Source organism: Cellulomonas sp. ACRRI, from assembly GCF_022346185.1.
Taxonomy (GTDB): Bacteria; Actinomycetota; Actinomycetes; order Actinomycetales; family Cellulomonadaceae; genus Cellulomonas.
In genome coordinates, this window is record NZ_JAKRMS010000021.1 from 13,006 (window position 1) to 34,681 (window position 21,676).

General features: G+C 76.3%; 22 protein-coding genes. 13 read left to right on the forward strand and 9 right to left on the reverse strand.

Translation table 11 applies throughout. From position 1 onward, the window contains the following. Window positions 1–27: 27 nt before the first annotated feature. The 3 genes from purT to fbaA all read left to right on the forward strand — a co-directional run bounded on the left by purT (window position 28) and on the right by fbaA (window position 3,058). Window positions 28–1,251: a formate-dependent phosphoribosylglycinamide formyltransferase gene (purT, locus tag MHY85_RS06390; RefSeq protein WP_239194299.1), complete on the forward strand. Its 1,224-nt coding sequence runs from the start codon at window positions 28–30 to the stop codon at window positions 1,249–1,251. Further along, the gene (locus tag MHY85_RS06395) at window positions 1,248–1,931 is read left to right on the forward strand and encodes a TrmH family RNA methyltransferase (RefSeq protein ID WP_239194301.1); all 684 of its coding nucleotides are present in this window, start codon (window positions 1,248–1,250) and stop codon (window positions 1,929–1,931) included. Before purT ends, MHY85_RS06395 begins: the two co-directional genes overlap by 4 nt. A 104-nt stretch (window positions 1,932–2,035) precedes the next feature. After that, window positions 2,036–3,058 (forward strand): class II fructose-bisphosphate aldolase, encoded by a 1,023-nt coding sequence (gene fbaA, locus MHY85_RS06400; protein ID WP_239194303.1) that lies wholly within the window; start codon window positions 2,036–2,038, stop codon window positions 3,056–3,058. A gap of 92 nt (window positions 3,059–3,150) precedes the next feature. On the opposite strand, the gene MHY85_RS06405 is transcribed toward fbaA, so the two are convergent. Next, window positions 3,151–3,567: an STAS domain-containing protein gene (locus MHY85_RS06405; RefSeq protein WP_374233034.1), complete on the reverse strand. Its 417-nt coding sequence runs from the start codon at window positions 3,565–3,567 to the stop codon at window positions 3,151–3,153. A 110-nt stretch (window positions 3,568–3,677) separates the two neighbouring features. Between MHY85_RS06405 and MHY85_RS06410 the strand changes: the two genes are divergently transcribed. Beyond that, window positions 3,678–5,888, forward strand: a complete 2,211-nt coding sequence (locus MHY85_RS06410; RefSeq protein ID WP_239194305.1) for a SpoIIE family protein phosphatase — start codon at window positions 3,678–3,680, stop codon at window positions 5,886–5,888. Between the two features lie 10 nt (window positions 5,889–5,898). Here MHY85_RS06410 and MHY85_RS06415 read toward each other — a convergent pair whose 3' ends face one another. Further along, window positions 5,899–6,270, reverse strand: a complete 372-nt coding sequence (locus MHY85_RS06415) for an STAS domain-containing protein (RefSeq protein WP_239194307.1) — start codon at window positions 6,268–6,270, stop codon at window positions 5,899–5,901. 104 nt (window positions 6,271–6,374) lie between these two features. On the opposite strand from MHY85_RS06415, the gene MHY85_RS06420 reads away from it, so the two are divergent. The 6 genes from MHY85_RS06420 to MHY85_RS06445 all read left to right on the forward strand — a co-directional run bounded on the left by MHY85_RS06420 (window position 6,375) and on the right by MHY85_RS06445 (window position 11,944). Further along, on the forward strand, window positions 6,375–6,797 hold the full coding sequence (locus MHY85_RS06420) for a DUF3151 domain-containing protein (RefSeq protein WP_239194309.1): 423 nt from the start codon (window positions 6,375–6,377) through the stop codon (window positions 6,795–6,797). 186 nt (window positions 6,798–6,983) lie between these two features. Then, complete coding sequence (locus MHY85_RS06425; RefSeq protein ID WP_239194311.1) at window positions 6,984–8,270, forward strand: adenylosuccinate synthase; 1,287 nt, start codon at window positions 6,984–6,986, stop codon at window positions 8,268–8,270. A gap of 95 nt (window positions 8,271–8,365) precedes the next feature. Then, a complete protein-coding gene (locus MHY85_RS06430; RefSeq protein ID WP_239194313.1) occupies window positions 8,366–9,415 on the forward strand; it encodes an alpha/beta fold hydrolase in 1,050 nt (349 codons plus the stop codon). Window positions 9,416–9,440: 25 nt separating this feature from the next. Further along, window positions 9,441–10,703, forward strand: a complete 1,263-nt coding sequence (purD, locus tag MHY85_RS06435; RefSeq protein WP_239194315.1) for a phosphoribosylamine--glycine ligase — start codon at window positions 9,441–9,443, stop codon at window positions 10,701–10,703. Window positions 10,704–10,732: 29 nt separating this feature from the next. Beyond that, entirely contained in the window at window positions 10,733–10,951 is a 219-nt protein-coding gene (locus MHY85_RS06440; RefSeq protein ID WP_239194317.1) for an SCO4848 family membrane protein, read from the forward strand. Window positions 10,952–11,020: 69 nt separating this feature from the next. After that, a complete protein-coding gene (locus tag MHY85_RS06445; RefSeq protein ID WP_239194319.1) occupies window positions 11,021–11,944 on the forward strand; it encodes a phosphoribosylaminoimidazolesuccinocarboxamide synthase in 924 nt (307 codons plus the stop codon). Window positions 11,945–11,986: 42 nt separating this feature from the next. Here MHY85_RS06445 and MHY85_RS06450 read toward each other — a convergent pair whose 3' ends face one another. Then, entirely contained in the window at window positions 11,987–12,985 is a 999-nt protein-coding gene (locus tag MHY85_RS06450) for an iron-siderophore ABC transporter substrate-binding protein (protein WP_239194321.1), read from the reverse strand. Window positions 12,986–13,085: 100 nt separating this feature from the next. Here MHY85_RS06450 and MHY85_RS06455 point away from each other — a divergent pair, with 100 nt between their 5' ends. Genes MHY85_RS06455 through MHY85_RS06465 form a run of 3 tightly spaced genes read left to right on the forward strand, consistent with a single transcriptional unit; the run spans window position 13,086 to window position 15,987 of the window. Further along, window positions 13,086–14,150: an iron ABC transporter permease gene (locus MHY85_RS06455; RefSeq protein ID WP_239194332.1), complete on the forward strand. Its 1,065-nt coding sequence runs from the start codon at window positions 13,086–13,088 to the stop codon at window positions 14,148–14,150. 5 nt (window positions 14,151–14,155) lie between these two features. Further along, window positions 14,156–15,190, forward strand: coding sequence for an iron chelate uptake ABC transporter family permease subunit (locus MHY85_RS06460; protein WP_239194362.1), 1,035 nt, complete (start codon window positions 14,156–14,158; stop codon window positions 15,188–15,190). Continuing rightward, entirely contained in the window at window positions 15,184–15,987 is an 804-nt protein-coding gene (locus MHY85_RS06465) for an ABC transporter ATP-binding protein (RefSeq protein ID WP_239194334.1), read from the forward strand. Before MHY85_RS06460 ends, MHY85_RS06465 begins: the two co-directional genes overlap by 7 nt. Before the next feature lie 22 nt (window positions 15,988–16,009). On the opposite strand, the gene MHY85_RS06470 is transcribed toward MHY85_RS06465, so the two are convergent. From MHY85_RS06470 to MHY85_RS06495, 6 genes are all read right to left on the reverse strand, one after another. Next, a complete protein-coding gene (locus MHY85_RS06470; protein ID WP_239194336.1) occupies window positions 16,010–16,912 on the reverse strand; it encodes an anti-sigma factor domain-containing protein in 903 nt (300 codons plus the stop codon). Next, complete coding sequence (gene sigK, locus MHY85_RS06475) at window positions 16,909–17,484, reverse strand: ECF RNA polymerase sigma factor SigK (RefSeq protein ID WP_239194338.1); 576 nt, start codon at window positions 17,482–17,484, stop codon at window positions 16,909–16,911. The genes MHY85_RS06470 and sigK overlap by 4 nt, the downstream gene beginning before the upstream one ends. 110 nt (window positions 17,485–17,594) lie before the next feature. Next, window positions 17,595–18,896 carry a hypothetical protein gene (locus MHY85_RS06480; RefSeq protein ID WP_239194340.1) on the reverse strand — a complete coding sequence of 434 codons (1,302 nt, stop codon included), beginning with the start codon at window positions 18,894–18,896 and terminating at the stop codon, window positions 17,595–17,597. A gap of 96 nt (window positions 18,897–18,992) precedes the next feature. Further along, entirely contained in the window at window positions 18,993–19,226 is a 234-nt protein-coding gene (locus tag MHY85_RS06485) for a hypothetical protein (RefSeq protein WP_239194342.1), read from the reverse strand. 267 nt (window positions 19,227–19,493) lie between these two features. Then, a complete protein-coding gene (locus MHY85_RS06490; protein ID WP_239194344.1) occupies window positions 19,494–21,164 on the reverse strand; it encodes an ABC transporter ATP-binding protein in 1,671 nt (556 codons plus the stop codon). Next, window positions 21,161–21,673 (reverse strand): GbsR/MarR family transcriptional regulator, encoded by a 513-nt coding sequence (locus MHY85_RS06495; protein ID WP_239194346.1) that lies wholly within the window; start codon window positions 21,671–21,673, stop codon window positions 21,161–21,163. Before MHY85_RS06495 ends, MHY85_RS06490 begins: the two co-directional genes overlap by 4 nt. Window positions 21,674–21,676 lie beyond the last annotated feature (3 nt).

Consider the following 21,676-nt stretch of genomic DNA (forward strand, 5'->3'; position numbering starts at 1 on the left):
CGGACCGGGTGCGGGAGGATGGCCGCCGTGACGACCTCCCCGCCCGCCGGCCGGCCCGGCGTCCTCGGCACCCCGCTCACGCCCGGCGCGACCCGGGTCCTGCTGCTCGGCTCCGGCGAGCTCGGCAAGGAGGTCGCGATCGAGCTGCAGCGGCTCGGCGTCGAGGTGGTGGCCGTCGACCGGTACCCGGACGCCCCGGCCATGCAGGTCGCCCACCGGTCGCACGTCGTCGACATGCTCGACCCCGCGGCGCTGCGGAGGGTGCTCGACGCCGAGGCCCCGCACGTGGTGGTCCCGGAGATCGAGGCGATCGCCACGCACGTGCTCGCCGACGTCGAGGCCGCCGGCGTCCGGGTCGTGCCGACCGCCCGCGCCACCGTCCTCACGATGGACCGCGAGGGCATCCGGCGGCTGGCGGCGGAGGAGCTGGGCCTGCCCACCTCGCCGTACCGGTTCGTCGACGACCTCGACGCGCTGCGGGACGCGGTCGACGCCGTCGGGCTGCCGTGCGTCGTGAAGCCCGTCATGTCGTCCTCGGGCAAGGGGCAGTCGGTGGTCCGGACGGCGGACGACGTCGAGGCGGCGTGGGCGTACGCCCAGCAGGGCGGTCGGGCGGTCGCCGAGGGCGGCGCCGCGGTGCGGGTGATCGTCGAGGGGTTCGTGCGGTTCGACTCCGAGATCACGCTGCTGACCGTGCGGCACGCCGGGGGCACCACGTTCTGCGACCCCGTCGGGCACGTCCAGGTCGACGGCGACTACCGGGAGTCCTGGCAGCCCGCGCCGCTGCCGCCGGGCACGCTCGCGGAGGCGCGGCGCGTCGCCGCCGCGGTGACCGACGCGCTCGGCGGCTGGGGCCTGTTCGGGGTCGAGCTGTTCGTCGTGGGGGACCGGGTGCTGTTCTCCGAGGTGTCGCCGCGCCCGCACGACACCGGCCTCGTCACGCTGGCGTCCCAGGACCTGTCCGAGTTCGCCCTGCACGCCCGCGCCGTCCTCGGCCTGCCCGTCGGGGACGTGCTGCCGCTCGGCCCGGCCGCGTCGTGCGCCGTGCTCGCGGAGGGCACGGGCGTGCCGCGGTTCTCCGGCGTCGACGCGGCGCTCGCGGTGCCGACCGCGCAGGTGCGGCTGTTCGGCAAGCCCTCCGTCGCGGGGCGTCGCCGGGTCGCGGTCACCGTCGCCCGGGGCGCCGACGTCGAGCAGGCGCGGGAGCGGGCCCGCGCGTCGGCCGCGGCGCTGACGGTCGACCTGGTGTGACCGTGGACCCCACCGACCCCGCCGGCCCCGTGGACCCCGCCGGCCCCGAGGAGGTCGGCGTCGGCCCCTGGCCGGGCGGGCCCGGCGCGTGGCCGGACGACCCGCGCCTCGACCCCGAGCTGCTCGCGCACGGCGACCGCCGCAACGTCGTCGACCGCTATCGCTACTGGTCCGTCGAGGCCGTCGTCGCGGACCTCGACACCCGGCGGCACCCGTTCCACGTCGCCATCGAGAACTGGGCCCACGACCTCAACATCGGCTCGGTGGTGCGCACCGCCAACGCCTTCAACGCCGCCGGGGTGCACGTGGTCGGCCGCCGCCGCTGGAACCGCCGCGGCGCCATGGTCACCGACCGCTACCTGCACGTGCACCACCACCCCGACGTCGACGACCTGCTCGCCTGGGCCGCCACGGCCGGCCCCGGGGGCGGCGCGCTGCCGGTGCTCGGGATCGACAACGTCCCGGGCTCCGTGCCGCTCGACGGGTACCCCGTGCCGCGGGCGTGCGTCCTGCTGTTCGGCCAGGAGTCCGCCGGGCTGTCCGACGCCGCGCGGGCCGGTGCCGACGCGGTGCTGCACATCGACCAGTACGGCTCGACGCGGTCCATCAACGCGGGCGCGGCGGCCGCGATCGCGATGCACGCGTGGGCGGTCCGGCACGCGGGACCGCCACCGGCCTGACCTCCCCGGGCGTCCCGTGGGCAGGACGTCCCGTCCGGCCGGTCCCCGGGACGTGCCAGACTTGGGGAGAAAGCGAAACCCCACTTCTCTTTGGAGCTGCTGCGATGGCCATCGCCACCCCTGAGGTGTACGCCGAGATGATCGACCGGGCGAAGGCGGGCAAGTTCGCCTACCCGGCCGTGAACGTCACCTCCTCCCAGACCGTCACCGCCGCGCTGCAGGGCTTCGCCGAGGCCGAGTCGGACGGCATCCTCCAGGTGTCCGTCGGCGGCGCCGAGTACGCGTCCGGCTCCACGGTCAAGGACCGCGTCTCCGGCACCCGCGCGCTCGCCGCGTACGCGACCGAGGTCGCGAAGGGCTACGGCATCACCGTCGCCCTGCACACGGACCACTGCGTCAAGAAGAACCTGGACTCCTGGGTCCGCCCGCTCCTGGCCCTGGAGGCCGAGGAGGTCAAGGCCGGCAAGAACCCGACCTTCCAGTCGCACATGTTCGACGGCTCCGACATCCCGCTGGACGAGAACCTCGTCATCGCGGCCGAGCTGCTCGAGCTGTCGCAGGCCGCGCGCACGATCCTCGAGATCGAGGTCGGCGTCGTGGGCGGCGAGGAGGACGGCCACGAGGCCGAGATCAACGAGAAGCTCTACACCACGGCCGAGGACGGCCTGGCGACGGTCCGCGCGCTCGGCGCCGGCGAGAAGGGCCGCTACCTGACGGCCCTGACCTTCGGCAACGTGCACGGCGTCTACAAGCCGGGTGCCGTCAAGCTGCGCCCGTCGATCCTCGCGGACATCCAGAAGGCCGTCGGCGCCGAGGTCGGCAGGGAGAACCCGTTCGACCTCGTGTTCCACGGCGGCTCGGGCTCCACGGCCGCGGAGATCGCCGAGGCGGTCGACAACGGCGTCATCAAGATGAACATCGACACCGACACCCAGTACGCGTTCACGCGCCCCGTGGTCGGCCACATGTTCAGCAACTACGACGGCGTCCTGAAGGTCGACGGCGAGGTGGGCAACAAGAAGGCCTACGACCCGCGCGCCTGGGGCAAGCTGGCCGAGGCCGGCATGGCCGCCCGCATCGTCGAGGCCGCGCAGCAGCTGCGCTCGGCGGGCCAGCGCATGCGCTGATCCGCCCGGTCCCCGCACGGGGAGCGACGCGGCGAGGGCCCGGTCACCGTCACGGTGACCGGGCCCTCGTGCGTCCGCCGGTCGTGCGCCGCTCAGGCCCGCAGGTCGTCCTCGACCACGTCGAGCAGCTCGCCGATCCGGGTGACCTCGAGCAGGAACTGCACCGTCGGCGGCACGTGGAGCAGCCGGACGCGGTGCGGGGTCCGCATGGCGAGCCTGGCGAGGAACGCCACGCCGGACGAGTCCATGAACGTCACGTGGTGCGCGTCCACCTCGATGGGCAGTCCCGCCTGCTCGGCGTCGGTGGACGCCTCCGCCAGGTCCGGCCCGAGGTCCGCGTCGACCTCGCCGGAGAGCACGATCGTGGTCCGGTCGGGGGACAGGATGACGTGCACCGAGCCCGGCTCCCCGGCGGCGTCGCCCGGAGCGGGTACGGTCGGCGCGGCCGAGGCATCCGCGCCCTGGTCCCCGGCGAGCCCGCCCGCGGGTGTGCTGTTACCGTCGCGCACGATGCTCCCTCCCGTCCGGGCGGCTGGCACGTCGGCCGCCGCCGGTGATCGGCCCGTCCCGGCGGGCTGCTGCACCGGGATCTGTCGGGAACGCTAGACGATCGGAGGCGGTGGTGGTCAACTCCACGCCCGGCGACGGTGCCGCGGACACCGTCGACTCGATCGGGCGTGCCGTCGGCCAGATCGTGGGCATGCCGGTCCTCGTGGTGGCCGCGGAGCCGCCGCGCTGGCCCGTCGTCTGGGTCAACCGTGCGTTCACCGACGCGACCGGGCTCACGCTCGACGACGTCGCCGGGCCCGCCGTGGACCTGATCGCCCTGTCCGCCGAGGACGCCTCCGGCCTGCACCAGCTCCGGGACGCGGTCCTGGACCGGCGTGCGACCTCCGCCCTGCTCCGGCTGCGCCGCGCCCGGGGCGACTGGTTCTGGGCCCGCACGGTCGTCACCCCGGTGACCGCCGAGGGCGCGACCGAGCCGACGCACTGGGTGGCGGCCCTCGTCGACGTCACCGAGCAGGTCGACCGCGACGCCGCGGTGGCCGCCGAGGTGGAGGTCGTCCGCCGGGAGAGCGAGGACCTCGCGCTGATCGGCGCCGTGTCCGACCTGGTGATGGACCTGGACGACCCGTACGGGCTGCGGGCCATCGCCGAGCTGCTGGCGCACCGGGTGGTCGCCTGGGCCGGGTTCTACGTGGACGACGACGGCCTGCAGGCGGCGGACGGGGTCGACGTCCACCGCGCGCCCCGTGCCTCGGGGCGGCGGCACGGTCCCGGCGGCACGGGGGTGCCCTTCGTCGCCCGGCGGGGCGCGCGGCCCCCCGGCGACGACCCGGTGCAGCGGCTGCTCGACGGCGAGGGCGAGACGCACCTGGTCCTGGACCTCGACACCGACGCGCCGGGCGAGCCGGGCACCGCCTCGGCCTGGCTGGCGGAGGACCTGCGCGCCCGCGTGCCCGACGGCGCGGCCGTCGGGCACGTCGCGGTCCTGCCGCTGCCCGGCCGGCACCGGGAGCTCGGCCTGCTGGCGGTCGTCCCGCGCGCGGCCACCGGCCCCGACCTGGTCCACGACGCCCCCGCCCGCGGCGGCCTGGACGAGCGCACCCGCACGATCCTGTCGCTCACCGCGCGCCGGGTCGGCCTGGCGATGGAGAACGTCCGGCTGTACGCCCGGGAGCACCGGGTGGCGGAGACCCTGCAGCGCGCGATGCTGCCGGAGCAGGCCGAGATCGAGGGCCTGGACGTCTGGTCGTACTACGCGCCGAACGTCGTCTACGCGCAGGTCGGCGGCGACTGGTACGACGTCGTGCAGATCGCCCCCGACGTCGTCGGGGTGGTGATCGGCGACGTGGTGGGCCACGACGTCGAGGCCGCGGCGGCCATGGGCCAGCTCCGGTCGGTCGTGCGCGCGTACGCCTTCGAGGTCACGGAGCCCGGGCCGGTGCTCGAGCGCGTGGACCAGCTCGTCGGCGGCATGCGCATCCCGCGCTCCGCGGGCCTGGTGCTCACCACGCTCACGCGCCGGGACCCCGAGGACGGCGGCTGCCCGAGCTGGCGCCTGGAGTACTCGCGCGCCGGCCACCTGCCCGCCCTGCTGGTGCGCGACGGGCAGGTCGTGCTGCTCGACGGCGCGGGGGGTGCGCTCATCGGGTTCGGCGACGGGCGCCGGCGGACCGCCCGGCACGACCTGCTCCCCGGCGACGTGCTGGTGTTCTACACGGACGGCCTCATCGAGCGCCGGGACCGCGCGCTGCCGGACGGCCTGGCCGCGCTGCGCGAGGTGGCCGCGGGCGCGTCCGCCGTCGACGCGGCCGGCATCGGCGAGGAGCTGCTGGCGCGGCTCGCGGACAGCCCGGAGGACGACGTCGCCGTGGTCGTCGTGCGGATCCCCGACCTCACCGACACCTCCGGGCACGGCGGCAACGTGCGCAGCCGGCGCTGGCAGCTGCCGAGCGAGCCGGCCTCCATCGCCCGGGCGCGGCACGCGGTGCTGCGGACCTCGCACGCGTGGGAGCTGGGCGACGCGGCGAACGCCGAGCTCGTCGTCTCCGAGCTGGTCGCCAACGCCGTGCTGCACGGCTGGGGACGGGTCACCCTGCGGCTGCACGACACCGGCGACGGCCTGCGGATCGAGGTCGAGGACTCCAACCCCACGCCGCCCGTCGCGACCGAGGGGCACCCGGGCCGGATCGGCGGGTTCGGCATGCGGATCGTCGAGCGGCTGGCGGACTGGGGCTGGCGGCCGTCGCGCGGCGGCAAGGTCGTGTGGGCGCGCGTGCGGCCGTCGGAGCCGTCGGTGCTGCACGGGCCCCGCGGCGGGGCGTAGGTCCGCGAGGTCAGGCCGGCGAGGACGCGTCCTGCGCGACCTGCTCGGTGCCGTCGGCCCCGGGCGCGGCGCACCGGTGGTCCGCGTCGATGCGGAACAGCTCGAGCGCCCCGCAGATCTCCAGCACGAACAGGTCCCGCGGGTCCGCACCGCGCAGCACCGTCGCGCCACCGCGCTTGCGGCTGGCGTCCGCCAGCGAGATGAGGAACGCCGCGCCGGTCGAGTCCATGAACGTCACGTCGCACATGTCGATGACGAGCAGCTGGCGGCGCAGGCCGACGACGCGGGCGGCGATCTCGGGGAACTGGTCGCGCTCGGCCAGGTCGAGGTCCCCGGCGATGACGAGGGTCGTCGTCGCGGCCGAGGTGGCGATCTCGATCATGAGGGGACCTGTCGACGAGGGGCGCGTGCTGGACGACTGTAACCACGTCGCGGGCGCGGACGCATGCCGAGGTCCCCGACGGGTCGCCTGCGACACTGGTCGGCATGACCGGAGCCAACCTCCTCGGACCCGAGCCCACCCGCCTCCCGGACGGTGCCGACGCCGACGCGCGCGCCGTCCTGACCGCCGGCGGCGACCCCCGCGACGCCGCACGCCGCGCCCCCGCCTCGTCGCTCGCGTGGGCGCTGCTCGCCGAGCGGGCGCTCCGGGACGAGGGCGACCCGGTCGCGGCGTACGCCTACGCCCGCACCGGCTACCACCGCGGCCTGGACGCGCTGCGGCGCGCCGGGTGGCGCGGCCAGGGGCCGATCCCCGCGGACCACGAGCCCAACCAGGGCTTCCTGCGGGCGCTGCTCGCCCTCGCCGAGGCCGCCGAGGCGATCGAGGAGGACGAGGAGGCCGCGCGCTGCGAGCAGTTCCTCGTCGACTCGGGCACCTCCGCCGCCGAGGTCGCCGGCCTGCGCTGACCGCCCCCGGGCGGCGCCGGCACCCGGCGGTGCGGGCGTCGCCCGGACGGTGATCACGCGGCTCCGCTAGCATTTCGGAGGTACTGGGGTCGCCTGCCGCCCCGTGCCCGGACCTCCCGCGCCCGAGCCACGCCGCTCGGCACCGCTGCGGGTGCCGCCGCGAGGCAGGGTGGGAGTGGTGATCACATGCCGGCCGTCGTGGTGCTCGGGACCCAGTGGGGTGACGAGGGCAAGGGCAAGGCGACCGACCAGCTCGGGTCGCGGATCGACTACGTCGTGAAGTTCAACGGCGGCAACAACGCCGGGCACACGGTGGTCGTGAACGGCGAGAAGTACGCCCTGCACCTGCTGCCGTCCGGCATCCTGTCGCCGGGCGTCGTGCCGGTCATCGGCAACGGCGTCGTGATCGACATCGAGGTCCTGTTCGAGGAGATCGACGCGCTGGAGGCCCGCGGGGTGTCCGCCGAGCGGCTGCTCGTGTCCTCCGCGGCGCACGTGATCGCCCCGTACCACCGCACGGTCGACAAGGTCACCGAGCGGTTCCTGGGCAAGCGGAAGATCGGCACGACCGGTCGCGGCATCGGCCCCGCGTACGCGGACAAGATCAACCGGGTCGGCATCCGCATCCAGGACCTGTTCGACGAGAACATCCTGCGGCAGAAGGTCGAGGGCGCCCTCGACCAGAAGAACCACCTGCTGGTGAAGGTCTACAACCGCCGCGCGATCACCGTCGACGAGACGGTCGAGGACCTGCTGGGCTACGCCGAGCGGCTGCGCCCGTACGTCGCGGACACCCCGCTCGTGCTGAACCAGGCGCTCGACGCCGGCAAGACGCTGGTGTTCGAGGCCGGCCAGGCCACGATGCTCGACATCGACCACGGCACGTACCCGTTCGTCACCTCGTCGTCGGCGACCGCGGGCGGCGCGTGCACCGGTTCCGGCATCGGCCCGACCCGCATCGACCGGGTCGTCGGCGTCGCCAAGGCGTACACCACCCGCGTCGGCGAGGGCCCGTACCCGACCGAGCTGTTCGACGAGGACGGCGAGTGGCTCCGGCAGACCGGCGGCGAGTTCGGCACCACCACCGGCCGCCCGCGGCGCACCGGCTGGTACGACGCCGTGGTCGCGCGCTACTCGTCGCGGATCAACGGCCTCACCGACCTGGTCGTCACCAAGCTCGACGTGCTCACCGGCCGCGACAAGATCCCGGTGGCGGTGGCGTACGACGTCGACGGCCGGCGGTTCGACGAGATGCCGGACGACCAGAGCGACTACCACCACGCGAAGCCGGTCTACGAGTACCTGGACGGCTGGACCGAGGACATCTCCGGCGCCCGCGAGCTCGCGGACCTGCCGGTGAACGCCCAGCGGTACCTGGCGCGCCTGGAGGAGATCAGCGGCACGCGGATCTCGGCCGTCGGCGTCGGCCCGGGCCGCGAGGCGACCGTCGCGATCCACGACCTGCTGGGCTGACCCGCCGGGGGACTCCGCCGGACGGAGGACGCGGTCCGCGCGGATCCGTCGTCCCGACGACGCGGCGGGTCCCCGCGCCGGGGGACGGTGCCGGGGTGCGCACCACCCGTCTCCGCCCCAGGACCCTGCTCCGCCGGACCGCGCTCGCCGTCGCGCTGACCCTCCTCGCCCTGCCGCTCGCCGGCGCCGGGTACGAGGCGTGGTCGGCGCGCGGCGCCGCGGACCGCTACCCGCCGCCCGGCCGCCTGGTCGACGTCGGCGACCACGCCCTGCACCTCGACGTCCGGGGCGCAGGGTCGCCGGTCGTCGTGCTCGAGGCCGGCAGCGGCGAGACCTCCCTCGGCTGGGAGGCCGTCGCCGACGCCCTGGCCGGGCACACCACCGTCGTGGCGTACGACCGCGCCGGGTACGCCTGGAGCGAGCCGTCCGCGGAGCCGCGCACCGGCGAGGCGGTCGTCGCCGACCTGCGCGCCGCGCTCGACGCCGCCGGGCTCGCCGGCCCGTCCGTCGTGGTCGGCCACTCGATGGGCGGGCTGTTCGCCCGGCTCCTCGCCGAGCGGGCCCCGGAGGAGGTCGCCGGGCTGGTGCTCGTCGACGCCCGGCCCGAGGACGACGCCCGGGCCACCGCGGAGGTGCTCGCGGCGGAGGGCCGGCCCGCCGACCCGCCCGCGTGGGCCCTGGGTGCGCTCCAGCGCACCGGGGCGCTCCGGCTGTTCGCCGACCAGCTCCTCGCCGGCATGGTCGACCCGGCGGAGCGGGAGCGGTTCCTCGACGTCGTCGCCACCCCCGCGTTCTTCGCCGCGCGGCAGCAGGAGGCCGACCGGATCGGGTCGACCGAGGACGCCGTCCGCGGCCAGGACCTCGGCGACCTCCCGGTGCGGATCATCGCCCGGGGCGAGCCCCAGGACTACGCCGCGGCCGGGATCTCCGCGCGCGGCGGCGCCGAGCTGGAGCGGATCTGGCAGGACGGGCAGCGCCGCATGCTCGGGCTCTCCTCGCGCGCCGCGCTCGTCGTCGCGGAGGCCAGCGGGCACCTCGTGCCGCGCGACCGGCCGGACGTGGTCGTCGACCAGGTGCTCGAGGTGCTGGAGGAGGTCCGCGCGGACGAGGGCTCCCGGTCGGCGTGGACGGCCGGGCGGGGCTGAGCGCGACCTCGGTAGGGTCGGCCCCGTGAAGATCCTCGTCGTCGGGACCGGCGCCCGCGAGCACGCCCTCACCCTGGCCCTGTCCCGCGACCCGCAGGTCACCGAGCTGCACGCCGCCCCCGGCAACCCGGGCATCGGCGCGCTGGCGACGCTGCACGCGGTGGACCCGCTCGACGGCGCGGCGGTCGCGGCGCTGGCGATCTCCGTCGGGGCCGACCTGGTCGTCGTCGGCCCGGAGGCCCCGCTCGTGGCGGGCGTGTCCGACGCGGTGCGCGCGGCCGGGGTGCCGGTGTTCGGGCCGAGCGCCGAGGCCGCGCGGCTCGAGGGGTCGAAGGCGTTCGCCAAGGAGGTCATGGCCGCCGCCGGCGTCCCCACGGCCGACCCGGTGGTCGTCACCGAGGCGTCCGCGGCCGAGGCCGCGCTCGACACCTTCGGCGCCCCGTACGTGGTCAAGGACGACGGCCTCGCCGCCGGCAAGGGCGTCGTCGTCACCGAGGACCGCGCCGTGGCCCTGGAGCACGCCCTCGCCTGCCTGGCCAAGCCGGGCGGCCGGGTCGTCGTCGAGGACTACCTGGACGGCCCCGAGGTGTCCCTGTTCGTGCTCTCGGACGGCACCCACGTGGTGCCGCTCGTGCCGGCCCAGGACTTCAAGCGCGTCGGCGACGCCGACACCGGCCCGAACACCGGCGGGATGGGCGCGTACACCCCGCTGCCCTGGGCCCCGGCGGGGCTCGTGGCGGAGGTCGTCGCCCAGGTCGCCCAGCCCACCGTGGACGAGATGGCGCGGCGCGGCACCCCGTTCGTCGGCGTCCTGTACTGCGGGCTCGCGCTGACCAGCCACGGGACCCGGGTGGTCGAGTTCAACGCCCGGTTCGGCGACCCCGAGACGCAGGTGGTGCTGGCCCGGCTCGCGACGCCCCTCGCGGGCGTGCTGCTCGCCGCGGCCACCGGCGGGCTCGACGACCTGCCGCCGCTCGACTGGACCGACGAGGCGGCCGTCACCGTGGTCGTCGCGTCGGCCGGGTACCCGGAGGCGCCGCGCACCGGCGACGTCATCACCGGGCTCGACGAGGCCGGGGCGGTCCCCGGCGTCCACGTGCTGCACGCCGGCACGGCGGCCGGCGCGGACGGCGCGGTCCTCTCCGCCGGCGGCCGGGTGCTGTCGGTCGTCGGCACCGGCCCGGACCTGGCGGCGGCCCGCGCGGCGGCCTACGCGGGCGTCGACCGGATCGCCCTGCCGGGCTCCCACCACCGCACCGACATCGCCCGGGCGGCCGCGGAGGGCTGAGGGGGCCGGCGGCAGGCATACTCGCCCGCATGGAGCTGCCCCTCGCCTGGTCCCTCGTCCTGCTCGTCGCCGGGGCGTGGAGCCTGCTCGTCTGGCCCCGGTTCGGCGCGCGCATCGCGGCGGACCCCCGGGCCCGCGACGCCCAGGGGCGGCCGACGCGGTTCCTCACCGTGCACCTGGTGCTCATCACGGTGTCGATGCTGCTGGGGGCGGCCGTCGCGCTGCTCGGCGTCCTCACGCTGCTCTGACGCCGCGCCGGTCCGCGCGCCCCCGGACGGCCGCCCCGGCCGCCCCCGCGGCTGCGGCAGGATGGCCCCATGACCGCACCCACGCTGCCCGGCTGGACGCACACCTACTCCGGCAAGGTCCGCGACCTGTACGTCCCCGACACCACCCAGGAGGCCGGTGCCGCGGTGGTCGAGGCGCACGGCGACGTCGTCCTCGTCGTCGCCAGCGACCGGGTCAGCGCGTTCGACCACGTGCTCAGCCCGGGCATCCCCGGCAAGGGCGTCGTGCTGACCCGGCTGAGCCTGTGGTGGTTCGACCAGCTGGCCGACCTGGTGCCCCACCACGTCGTGTCGGCCGAGGCGCCCGCGGTGCCGGAGGCGGTGCTCGGCCGGGCGATGGTGTGCCGGCGGCTGCAGATGTTCCCGGTCGAGTGCGTGGCCCGCGGCTACCTGACCGGGTCGGGCCTGGCGGAGTACCGGGCGACCGGCGAGGTCACCGGCATCCCGCTGCCGGCCGGCCTGGTGGACGGGTCGCGGCTGCCGGAGCCGATCTTCACGCCCGCGACCAAGGCGGAGCTCGGCGAGCACGACGAGAACGTCAGCCTGGACGTCGTCGCCGCGCGGCTGGGCCGGGAGCGCGCGGAGGAGCTGCGCGACCTCACGCTGGCGGTGTACTCGCGGGCCGAGGGCGTCGCGCGGGAGCGCGGCGTGATCCTGGCGGACACCAAGCTGGAGTTCGGCGTCGACCCGACGACCGGGGCCGTGACCCTGGGCGACGAGGTGCTGACGCCGGACTCGTCGCGGTTCTGGCCGGCCGACGCCTGGGAGCCGGGCCGGGCGCAGCCGAGCTTCGACAAGCAGGTCGTCCGCGACTGGCTGGCCTCGGACGCGTCGGGCTGGGACCGCGCGGCGGACGCCGAGCCGCCGGCGCTGCCCGCGGAGGTCGTCGAGCGGACCCGCGCGCGGTACCTCGAGGCCTACGAACGGCTGACGGGGGCGCCGCTCACGGTGTGAGCGACGCCCCCGCCGGGGCCGCGCCGGGCGGCGCGACGGGGCTCAGGAGCCGAGCGCGTCCTCGATGAGCGGCACCAGGTTGTCGAGCGCGTACTGCTGGGCGCCGATGGTGCCGAGCGAGTAGGCGGAGGACAGGTCGCCGTCGATCACCACCGCGCGCCCGTCGGCGACGGCCGGGATGGCCTGCCACTGCGGGTCGTCGGTGATCTCGGCGGTGTCGATGTAGATCGGGAACGCGACGATCAGGTCGGCGTCCAGCAGGTCGAGCTGCTCGGACGAGATGTCGACGCTGAAGCCCGAGGCGGACACGGGCAGGTCGGCGATGGTCGGCGACTGCACGAAGCCGAGGTTCTCCAGGAAGTCGACGCGGTCGCCGCCCTCGATGTAGGCGCCCCAGCCCTCGGAGGTGCGGGTGGCGGCGGCGATGGTCCTGCCGTCCCAGTCCGGGTGCGCCTCGCGCGCGGCGGCGAAGGCGTCCTCGAGCTGGGTCTGCAGCTCCTCGCCCTTCTCCGGGACGCCGAGCGCGGTCGAGATGATCTCCAGCTGCTGCTGGCCGGTGGTGAGGTAGGAGTCGCCGCCCTCGGGCACGCCGACGGTGGGGGCGATCTCGGAGAGCCGGTCGTACCGGTCCTGGTCGCCGGACGACTTCACGTCGAGGATCAGGTCGGGCTCGAGCGCGGCGATCGCCTCGTAGGACGGCTCGAGGGTGTCGATGATCTCGGGGGACTCGTCGTACTGCCCCTCCGCCCACGGGCCGACGCCGTCGCCGCCGAACGCCAGCCAGTCGGACGCGCCGACCGGCTGGTAGCCCAGGGACAGCGCGGTCTCGGCGTCGCCCCAGCCGAGGGCGACGATGCGCTCCGGGCGGGACTCGACGGTGATCTCGCCGAACTTGGTGTCCACGGTCGCGGGGAACGTGCCCTCGGACGCGGAGCCGGTGCCGCCCGCGGCGGTAGTCTCGCCCGAGCCGGCGGCGTCGTCGGTGCCGGAGCACGCGCTCAGGGCCAGGACCGCGACCGCCGCGACGGCGGCGACACGCATGGACTTCATCGAAGGCCTTTCGTGGAGGGGGCCCGTGGCGACCTCGGGAACGGAGTCACGATCGGGCGAATGCCCCGGAAGGTTAGCCTAGCCTCATGACGTGCGGGAACCCCGGGTGAGCGCGGTCGGCGCCCCGCACCCCGCGGCGGCCCGCCCGAGGAGGTACTCGACCGCCCGGCGCGGCGCCGCGCTGGTGCTGCTCGCGGGCCTGCTCGTCGCCGCGCTGGCCCTCAGCCTCGCCGTCGGGTCGCGCCCCGTGGGCCTGTCCACGGTCTGGGGCGCGCTGACCGGCGGGGACGTGCCCGCGCCCGACCACGCCGCGGTCGTCGGCCTGCGGCTGCCGCGCACCGTGCTGGCGGTGCTGGTCGGCGCGGGGCTCGCGGTCGCCGGCGGGCTCATGCAGGCGCTGACCCGGAACCCCCTCGCGGACCCCGGCATCCTCGGGGTGACGAGCGGCGCGGCCTTCGCGGTCGCGATGGGCGTGGTCCTGCTCGGCGTGACCCGGCCGTCGGGGTACGTGTGGTTCGCGTTCGGCGGGGCGCTGCTGGCGACGGTGGCGGTCTACCTGGTCGGCTCGGCGGGGCGGTCGAACGCGGGACCGGTCCAGCTGACCCTGGCCGGGGTCGCGCTGAGCGCGGTGCTGACGGGGCTGGTCGGCGCGCTGCGGCTCACGGACCAGGAGCGGTTCGCGGTCCTGCTGACCTGGGAGTCGGGGTCGTTCCAGGCCCGGGGCTGGGACGTGATCCTGCCGGTGCTGCCGTTCGTGCTGCTCGGCCTGGCGGTCGCGGGGGTCGTGGCCGGGGCGCTGAACACGCTCGGGCTGGGGGAGGACCTGGCGACGGCGCTGGGCGCCTCGGTCGGCCGGACACGGGTGCTGTCGGTGGTGGCGATCACGCTGCTGGCCGGCGGCGCGACCGCGATGGCCGGGCCGATCACGCTCGTGGGTCTGATGGTGCCGCACATCGTGCGCTGGCTCGTCGGCCCGGACCAGCGGTGGATCCTCGGGCTGTCCGCGCTGGCCGGGCCGGTGCTGGTGCTGCTCGCGGACGTGGCGGCGCGGGTGCTGCTGTGGCCGGGGGAGCTGCCGGTGGGCGTCGTCACCGCGTTCGTGGGCGCGCCGGTGCTGATCGCGCTGGTGCGGCGGCGGAAGGCCACGGGGCTGTGAGCGGCCTGCGGGTGGCGGCGACGCCCACGCCCGGCGCGGCGCCCCGCCGTCCCGCGGGCCCCCGGCGCCGTCCCCGGCTCGCCGTGGCGGGCCTCGCGGTGGCCGCGCTGCTGCTCGCGCTGGTGGCGCTCGGCGTCGGCGACTACCCGCTGGGCGTCGTGGACGTGGTCCGCGCGCTCGTGACGGACCAGGGGTTCGCCACGACCATCGTGACCGAGTGGCGGCTGCCGCGGGTGCTGGTGGCGCTGGTGTTCGGCGCGGCGCTCGCGGTGTCGGGCGCCCTGTTCCAGTCCGTGACCCGCAACCCGCTGGGGTCGCCGGACGTCATCGGCTTCTCCACCGGCTCGTACACCGGGGTTCTGGTCGTGACGACCGTCCTCGGCACGGGCACGCTCGGCGTGTCCGCGGGGGCGCTGGTGGCCGGGCTGCTCACGGCCCTGGTGGTGTACCTGCTGGCGTACCGGGACGGGGTGCAGGGCTTCCGGCTGATCGTGGTCGGCATCGGCGTCACCGGGATGCTGCACGGCGTCAACGTGTGGCTGCTGCTGCGGGCGAAGACCGAGGTGGCGCTCGCGGCGTCGATCTGGGGCGCCGGGTCCCTCTCGCTGGTCGGCTGGTCGCAGGCGCTGCCGGCCGTCGCGGTGCTCGCGGTGCTGGCGCCCCTGGTGTGGGCCGTCCGCCCCTCGCTGCGGCAGCTCGAGCTCGGCGACGACGCGGCGAGCGCGCACGGCGTGCGCGTCGAGGCGTCCCGGCTCGCGGTGGTCGTGCTGGGCGTCGCGCTGATCGCGACGGTGACCGCGACCGCGGGGCCGATCGCGTTCGTGGCGCTGGCCGCGCCGCAGATCGCCCGCCGGCTGACCGGCTCGGCGGGGCTGCCGCTGGTGGCGTCGGCACTGACCGGCGCGGTGGTGCTGCTCGCGGCGGACGTGCTCGCGCAGCACGTGCTGCCCACGGCGCTGCCGGTGGGTGTGGTGACGGTGGTGCTCGGCGGGGTGTACCTGCTGGCCCTGATCGTGCGGGAGGCGCGGCGGCGATGGTGAGTCAGGAGCGGCTGCGGGCCGACCGGGTGACCCTGGGCTACGAGCGGAAGACCGTGTCGACCGACCTGAGCCTGGCGGTCCCGGACGGCTCGTTCACGGTGGTCGTCGGCCCGAACGCGTGCGGGAAGTCGACGCTGCTGCGCTCGCTGGCCCGGCTGCTGCGGCCGGCGGCCGGCGAGGTGGTGCTCGACGGCACGTCGATCCACCGGATGCCGACCAAGGAGGTCGCGCGCCGGGTGGGGCTGCTGCCGCAGACGGCGCTGGCGCCGGAGGGCATCACGGTCGGCGAGCTGGTCGCGCGCGGCCGGTACCCGCACCAGAACCTGTTCCGGCAGCAGTCCGACGCGGACCGCCGGGCGGTGGCGGACGCGATGGACGCGACGCGCGTGACCGACCTGGCCGCGGTGCCGGTCGACGAGCTGTCCGGCGGGCAGCGGCAGCGGGTATGGGTGGCGATGGCCCTGGCCCAGGAGACCGGCATCCTGCTGCTCGACGAGCCGACGACGTTCCTCGACATCGCGCACCAGATCGAGCTCATGGACCTGTTCGCCCGGCTGCACGCCGAGGGGGCGACGCTGGTCGCCGTGCTGCACGACCTCAACCACGCGGCCCGGTACGCGACGCACCTGGTGGTGATGAAGGACGGCGCCGTGGTCGCCCAGGGCAGGCCGACGGAGGTGGTGACGGCCGAGCTGGTCGAGGAGGTCTTCGGCCTGCCGTGCCTGGTGATCCCGGACCCGCTGGCGGGCACGCCGCTGGTCATCCCGCGCGGCTCGGCGCACACCGCCGCGGACTGAGCCGCGCGCGCCGTCGGCCGGGTCAGGCGGGGGCCAGGACCACCACGGGCTCGCTGGTCGGCTGCTCCGAGCCGCCCTCGGGCTCGACGGTGAGGGCGAGTGCGTCGCCGGTCCGGTAGGCGTCGGTGCGGATCTGCAGCGTGCCGTCGGTGACCCCGGTGGTGGCGTCCGGGACCGGCGAGCCGTCCCGCATGACCCACAGCTGGTAGACCTCCCCGGCGCCCGGCGCGTCGACGCCGGTCGCGGTGACCAGCGCGGCGTCGGCGGTGACGACCGCGACCGCGGTGCCGCCCGAGGTGACCGGGGCGGAGACGACCTGGGCGCCGGGCTCGGCGAGCAGGGCGGTGATCCGGTCCGCGCGCGCCTCGGCCTCGGCGGCCCGCTGGCCCTGCCGCCAGGCGACGGTGCTGGGCACGGCGATCGCCGCGAGCAGGGCGAGGGCGGCGACGGCGGCGGACCAGCGGCGGCGCGCGGTCCGGCGGCCGGCGGGCCGGGTGGAGCCGCCGGTGCGCCCGGTCCGGGGCGGCGCGCCCGGGGTGGTCGGCGTCGGGTCGGGCGGCGTCGGGACGGCGCCGCCGGGGGTCGTGGACGCGGCCGGGCGGTCGGCCGCGGCGCGGACCGGCGCGGACCCGTCCGCCTCCGGGTCCGTCCCCGCATCGGTCTGCGGCACGCGGTCGACCTCGGCCAGCACGGCGAGCCGCACGGCGTCGGGCGCGGCGACCGCCACGGCCTCGCCCAGCACGGCCGCGGTCTCGCGCAGCGACCGGGCCTCGCGGGCGGCCTCCGGGTCGCGGGCGATCAGGTCGTCGACGCGGGCCCGCTCGGCGTCGTCGAGGGCGTCCAGCGCCCAGGCGCCGAGCAGCTCGCGGGTGGCGGCGTCGTCGGGCCGGCGGTCGCCCGGGCGCGGGGTCGCGGGCGCGTTCACGCGGCCACCCCCAGGCAGTCGCGCAGCCGGGTGAGGCCGTCGCGGATGCGGCTCTTGACCGTGGGCAGCGGGGCCTCGAGCGACTCGGCCACCTCGCGGTAGGTCCGGCCGTCGTAGTACGCGAGGACCACGGCCTCGCGCTGGGTGTCGGTCAGCCCGCCCAGGCAGTGCCGGACGCGCTCGGCCTCGAGGTTCGACTCGGCCTGCTCGGCGACGACGTCGAAGGCGCGCGGCCGGTCGCCGTCGAGCACCGCCTGGTCGCGGGTGCGCTGGGCCTGCACCGAGCGCACGCGGTCGACGGCCCGGCGGTGCGCCATCGTGGTCGCCCACGCGCGCGCCGAGCCGCGCCGGGCGTCCCACCGGGACGCCGTGCGCCAGATCTCCACCATGACCTCCTGGGTGACCTCCGCGGCGTGGTCCGGGTCGCGGAGGACGGCGAGCGCCGTGCCGTGCACGGCGGGGGACAGCATGTCGTACAGCGCCGGGAACGCGTCGCGGTCGCCGTCGGCGACGCGGGCGAGCGCCTCGTCGGCCGTCGCGCGGGCGGCGGGGCGGGAACCGGGGGAGGACACCGCAGCAGTCTGCCGCACGGCGCCCGCGGGCTCGCCCCGACCCGCCCGCGGCGCGAGCGTGACGCCGGCCCCGGCGGGGATCGGGGCCGGCGTCACGGTCTCGGGGCCCGTCAGGGGACGAGCGCCGCCGCGAGCGAGTCGATGGCGCCGGCGAGGGTGGACACGTGCATGCCCAGCCCGGCGGCGACGTCGTCCGCGGGCAGCTCGCCGCCGCTGACGTCCTCGAAGAACTGGCCCGCGGGGCCGCGGTAGCCGTCGAGGTTCATCAGGGCCTCCTGCTGCCCGTCCGTGTCGCCGGTGGCGTCGGCGACCGCGTAGTCGACGAAGTAGCCGATGTGCTCGCGCCACAGGTCGAGGAACGCGGTCCCCTTCTCCTCGCCGGCCAGCGAGGCCACGGCGTCGGACAGCGCGACCGAGTTGGCGTCCAGCGTGGCGGCCGCGGCGGTGAACGCCGGGGACTCGACCCCGCCCTCGGCGGTGTAGGCCGTGAACACGGCGTACGACGCCAGGTAGACGTGCTCCTGGAGCAGCGCGGTCAGCGTCGAGCGGAGCGTCGAGGCGTCGTCCGTCGCGTCCCCGGACAGGCCGGCGCCGGCGGCCAGGCCGGTCGCGATCGTGGCGGCGTCCATGCCGACGTGGTCGGCGGCGGCCTTGAGCGTGTCGGACGCGGTCGGCTCGCCGGCGGCCAGGGCGTCGATGGCGGCGGACATGGTGCTCACGTGCATCGCGAGCGCCTCCGCCACCGCGGCCGCGGGCAGGTTGCCGGCGCTGATCTGCTCGAAGAACGCGCCCGCGTCGGTCGTGTACCCGGCGAGCGACGCCTGCGCGGCGTCGGCGGCGGCCTGGTCGCCCGACTTCACCGCGACGGCGTAGTCGACGAAGTACCCGACGTGCGCGTCCCAGAGCTGCTGGAACGCGGCGGCCTGCTCCTCGCCGGCGAGCGAGCCGACGGCGTCGGCGAGGTCGGCGGTGTTGCCGTCCAGCGCGGCCTTCGCGGCGGCGAACTCCTCGGAGTCGGCGCCGGCCGTGTAGGCGGTCGCCACGCCGATGCCGGTCAGGTAGACGTGCTCCTGGAGGAGCGCGGTGAGGCCGGCGCGCAGCGTGGCGGCGTCGGAGTCGACCTCTCCGGCGGTGCCCGTGGCGGCGGCCAGACCGGTCGCCAGGGTCAGGGCCGTCTCGGGCATGTGCGCGGCGGCGGTGCGCGCGTCGGCGAACGGGTCGCCGGTGCTGACGGGCTCGACGGCGCCCGTGCCGCTCATCGCGGAGTGGTCCGAGCCGTCCATCGAGGTGGCGGCCGACGGCTGGGCGCCCCCGGTCGTGTCGTCGCTGCTGCTGCAGGCGGCCAGCGTGAGGCTCAGGGTGAGCCCGGCGGCCATCGCGGCCACGGCGTAGGTGCTGCGGGTGCGTCGCATCATCGCTCCTTGCGTCCCTCGGGTGTGAGTCACGAGGGGTTCGGAGCGCGGCGTCCCGCGGATGGGTGGCGGGGCCCGGCGGACCGGGTGAACGCGCTACGCGGCCCCGTACCAGGCCAGCGCGAGCACGGCGTCCTCCGGCCGTTCGGCGTGCTCGGGGGCGGGACCGCCGACGAAGCACTGGCACGGGCCGTCGCGGTGCACCAGGCCGGCGTGCGGGCGGGCGACGCAGGGGGTGGGGCCGACGGCGGCCCGCAGCTCGTCGAACGGGGTCCAGGCGGCGGGCAGCCGGCCGATGGTGGCCGGGCGGCCGAGGTCGTCGAGGGTCATGCGGTCCCACCTCCGTGCTCCGGGCCTCCGGGGAGGCCCCTGCGGCGCCGGCCGGGCCGACGTCGCCCCGCGGGCCACCTCGGCCCGTGTGCTGCTGTCCATCGGACGGTCGCACGGGTTCCTGTGGCGTCAGGTGCATCTCGGTGGTATCGGAGGGGTGAAAAACCGCACATGTGGTCGACATCACGGACGAATCGGGCGGTCTCGGGTCGCGCGACGGCGCACGGCGTGGGATGCGCGCGCGGGACCGGGCGGAGCCGGGCGGCGTCAGCCCGCCAGCCGTGCCGCCCGCCGCGCCGCCTGCGCCGCCGGGTCCGGCACCGGGGCCGCGGCCAGCAGCCGGCGGGTGTAGTCGTGCTCGGGCGCACCGAGCACGCGGCTGCGCTCGCCCGCCTCCACCACCCGCCCGCGGTGCATCACCGCGACCCGGTCGGCCAGCTCGTCCACCACCGCCAGGTCGTGGCTGATGAACAGGCAGGCGAACCGCAGCCGCTGCTGGATTGACCGGAACAGCTCGAGCACCGTGGCCTGCACGGAGACGTCCAGCGCGGACGTGGGCTCGTCGGCGATCAGCAGCTCCGGGTCCAGGGACACCGCGCGGGCGATCGACACGCGTTGCCGCTGGCCGCCGGACAGCTCGTGGGGGTACCGGGAGGCCCAGGCCGCGGGCAGCTCGACGCCGTCGAGCAGCTCGCCCACCCGCGCGGTCAGCGCGGCACCGCGCAGTCCGGCGTGCACCCGCAGCGGCTCCGCGATCGACTCGCCGACCGTGTACCGCGGGTTCAGCGACGCGGCCGGGTTCTGGAACACGACCCCGATCCGGGTGCGGGCGGCCCGCACGGCGCGCGGGGTGTCCCGGCCCAGGCGGGTGCCGACGACCTCGACCGTGCCGGAGGTGAGCGGCGCCAGGCCGAGCGCGCACCGGCCGAGGGTCGACTTGCCGGAGCCCGACTCGCCGACCAGCGCCAGCATCTCGCCGGGCTGCACCCGCAGCGTCACGCCGTCGACGGCGCGGACCACGCGGCCCCGGCGGTTCCGGTACTCGACCACCAGGTCCTCGACGTTGAGCGCGGGCCGCTCGGCGGAGTCGGTGCCGGCGGGGCGCTCGTCGGCGCCGATCCGCGGCACGGCGTCGAGCAGGGTGCGGGTGTAGGCCGCGGCGGGGGCGTCGAACAGGTCGGCGACGTCGGCGGTCTCGACGACCTCGCCGTGCCGCATCACCACGACCCGGTCCGCCAGGTCCGCCACGACGCCCATGTCGTGGGTGATCAGCACGACGGCCGCGGAGGTGCGCGCCCGCAGCCGGCGCAGGACGTCCAGCACCTCCTGCTGCACGGTGACGTCGAGTGCGGTGGTCGGCTCGTCGGCGATCAGCACCTCCGGGTCGCAGGCCAGGGCCATCGCGATCATGACCCGCTGCGCCTGCCCGCCGGACAGCTGGTGCGGGTAGAACCGCAGCCGGTCCTCGGGGTCGGGCAGCTCGACCATGCGCAGCAGCTCGACGGCCCGGGCGCGGGCCTCGGCGCGGGACAGGCCGGGCAGGTGCCGGCGCAGGGTCTCGCGCAGCTGGAACCCGATGGTGAACACGGGGTCCAGGGCGTTCGACGGGTCCTGGAAGATCATCGCGACCCGGCGGCCGCGGACGTCGGACAGCGCCCGGTCGTCCAGGCCGACCAGCTCCAGGTCCCCGAGCCGGGCGCTGCCGGTGACCCGGGCGGTGCCGGGGAGCAGGCCCAGCACGGCGAGCGAGGACACGGACTTGCCGGACCCGGACTCGCCGACGACGGCCAGCACCTCGCCCGCGTGCAGGTCGAAGGAGACGCCGCGGACGGCGTGCACGTCGGGCGACCGCCCGCGGTCGACCCGGAACGTGACGGTCAGGTCGCGGACCGACAGCACGGGCGCGCGGCCGGCGGCGGGGGTGGGGTCGGTCGTCACGGTTCTCCAGTCCCGGCCTGCGCGTCGCGGTAGGCCTCCCAGTCGGCGAGCATCTTGCGGTGGTACCCCGCGAGCCACTCCATGTAGTTGCGGGCGTTGCGCAGGCGGCGCGCCGGCCCCTCCGCCGGGCCGCCGGTGAGGGCCGCGTCGAGGACCCGCTGCAGCCGCGGCAGGTAGTTCCGCTCGCTCGCCAGCCAGCGCCCCCAGATGTCGTCCTCGACGCGGAAGTAGTGGTTCCGGTCGCCGCCGATCGCGTGCCGCTGGATGAACCCGACCTCCACGAGCCGCCGGGTCGCGGTGGACACGGCCCCGGCGCTCGCGGTGAGCAGGTGCGCGATCTGCTGCGAGGACAGGTACGGGCGGTCGGCGATCATCAGCAGCCCCACCACGCGGCCCTCCATGCGGGCGCTGTTCGTGCCCTCCCAGGTGAGCGCGAACTGCTCGATCCACGCCAGCTGGTCCGGCGTCATCGTGAGGTCGGCGGCCGGTGCTGCGTCGTCGCTGGTCATGCG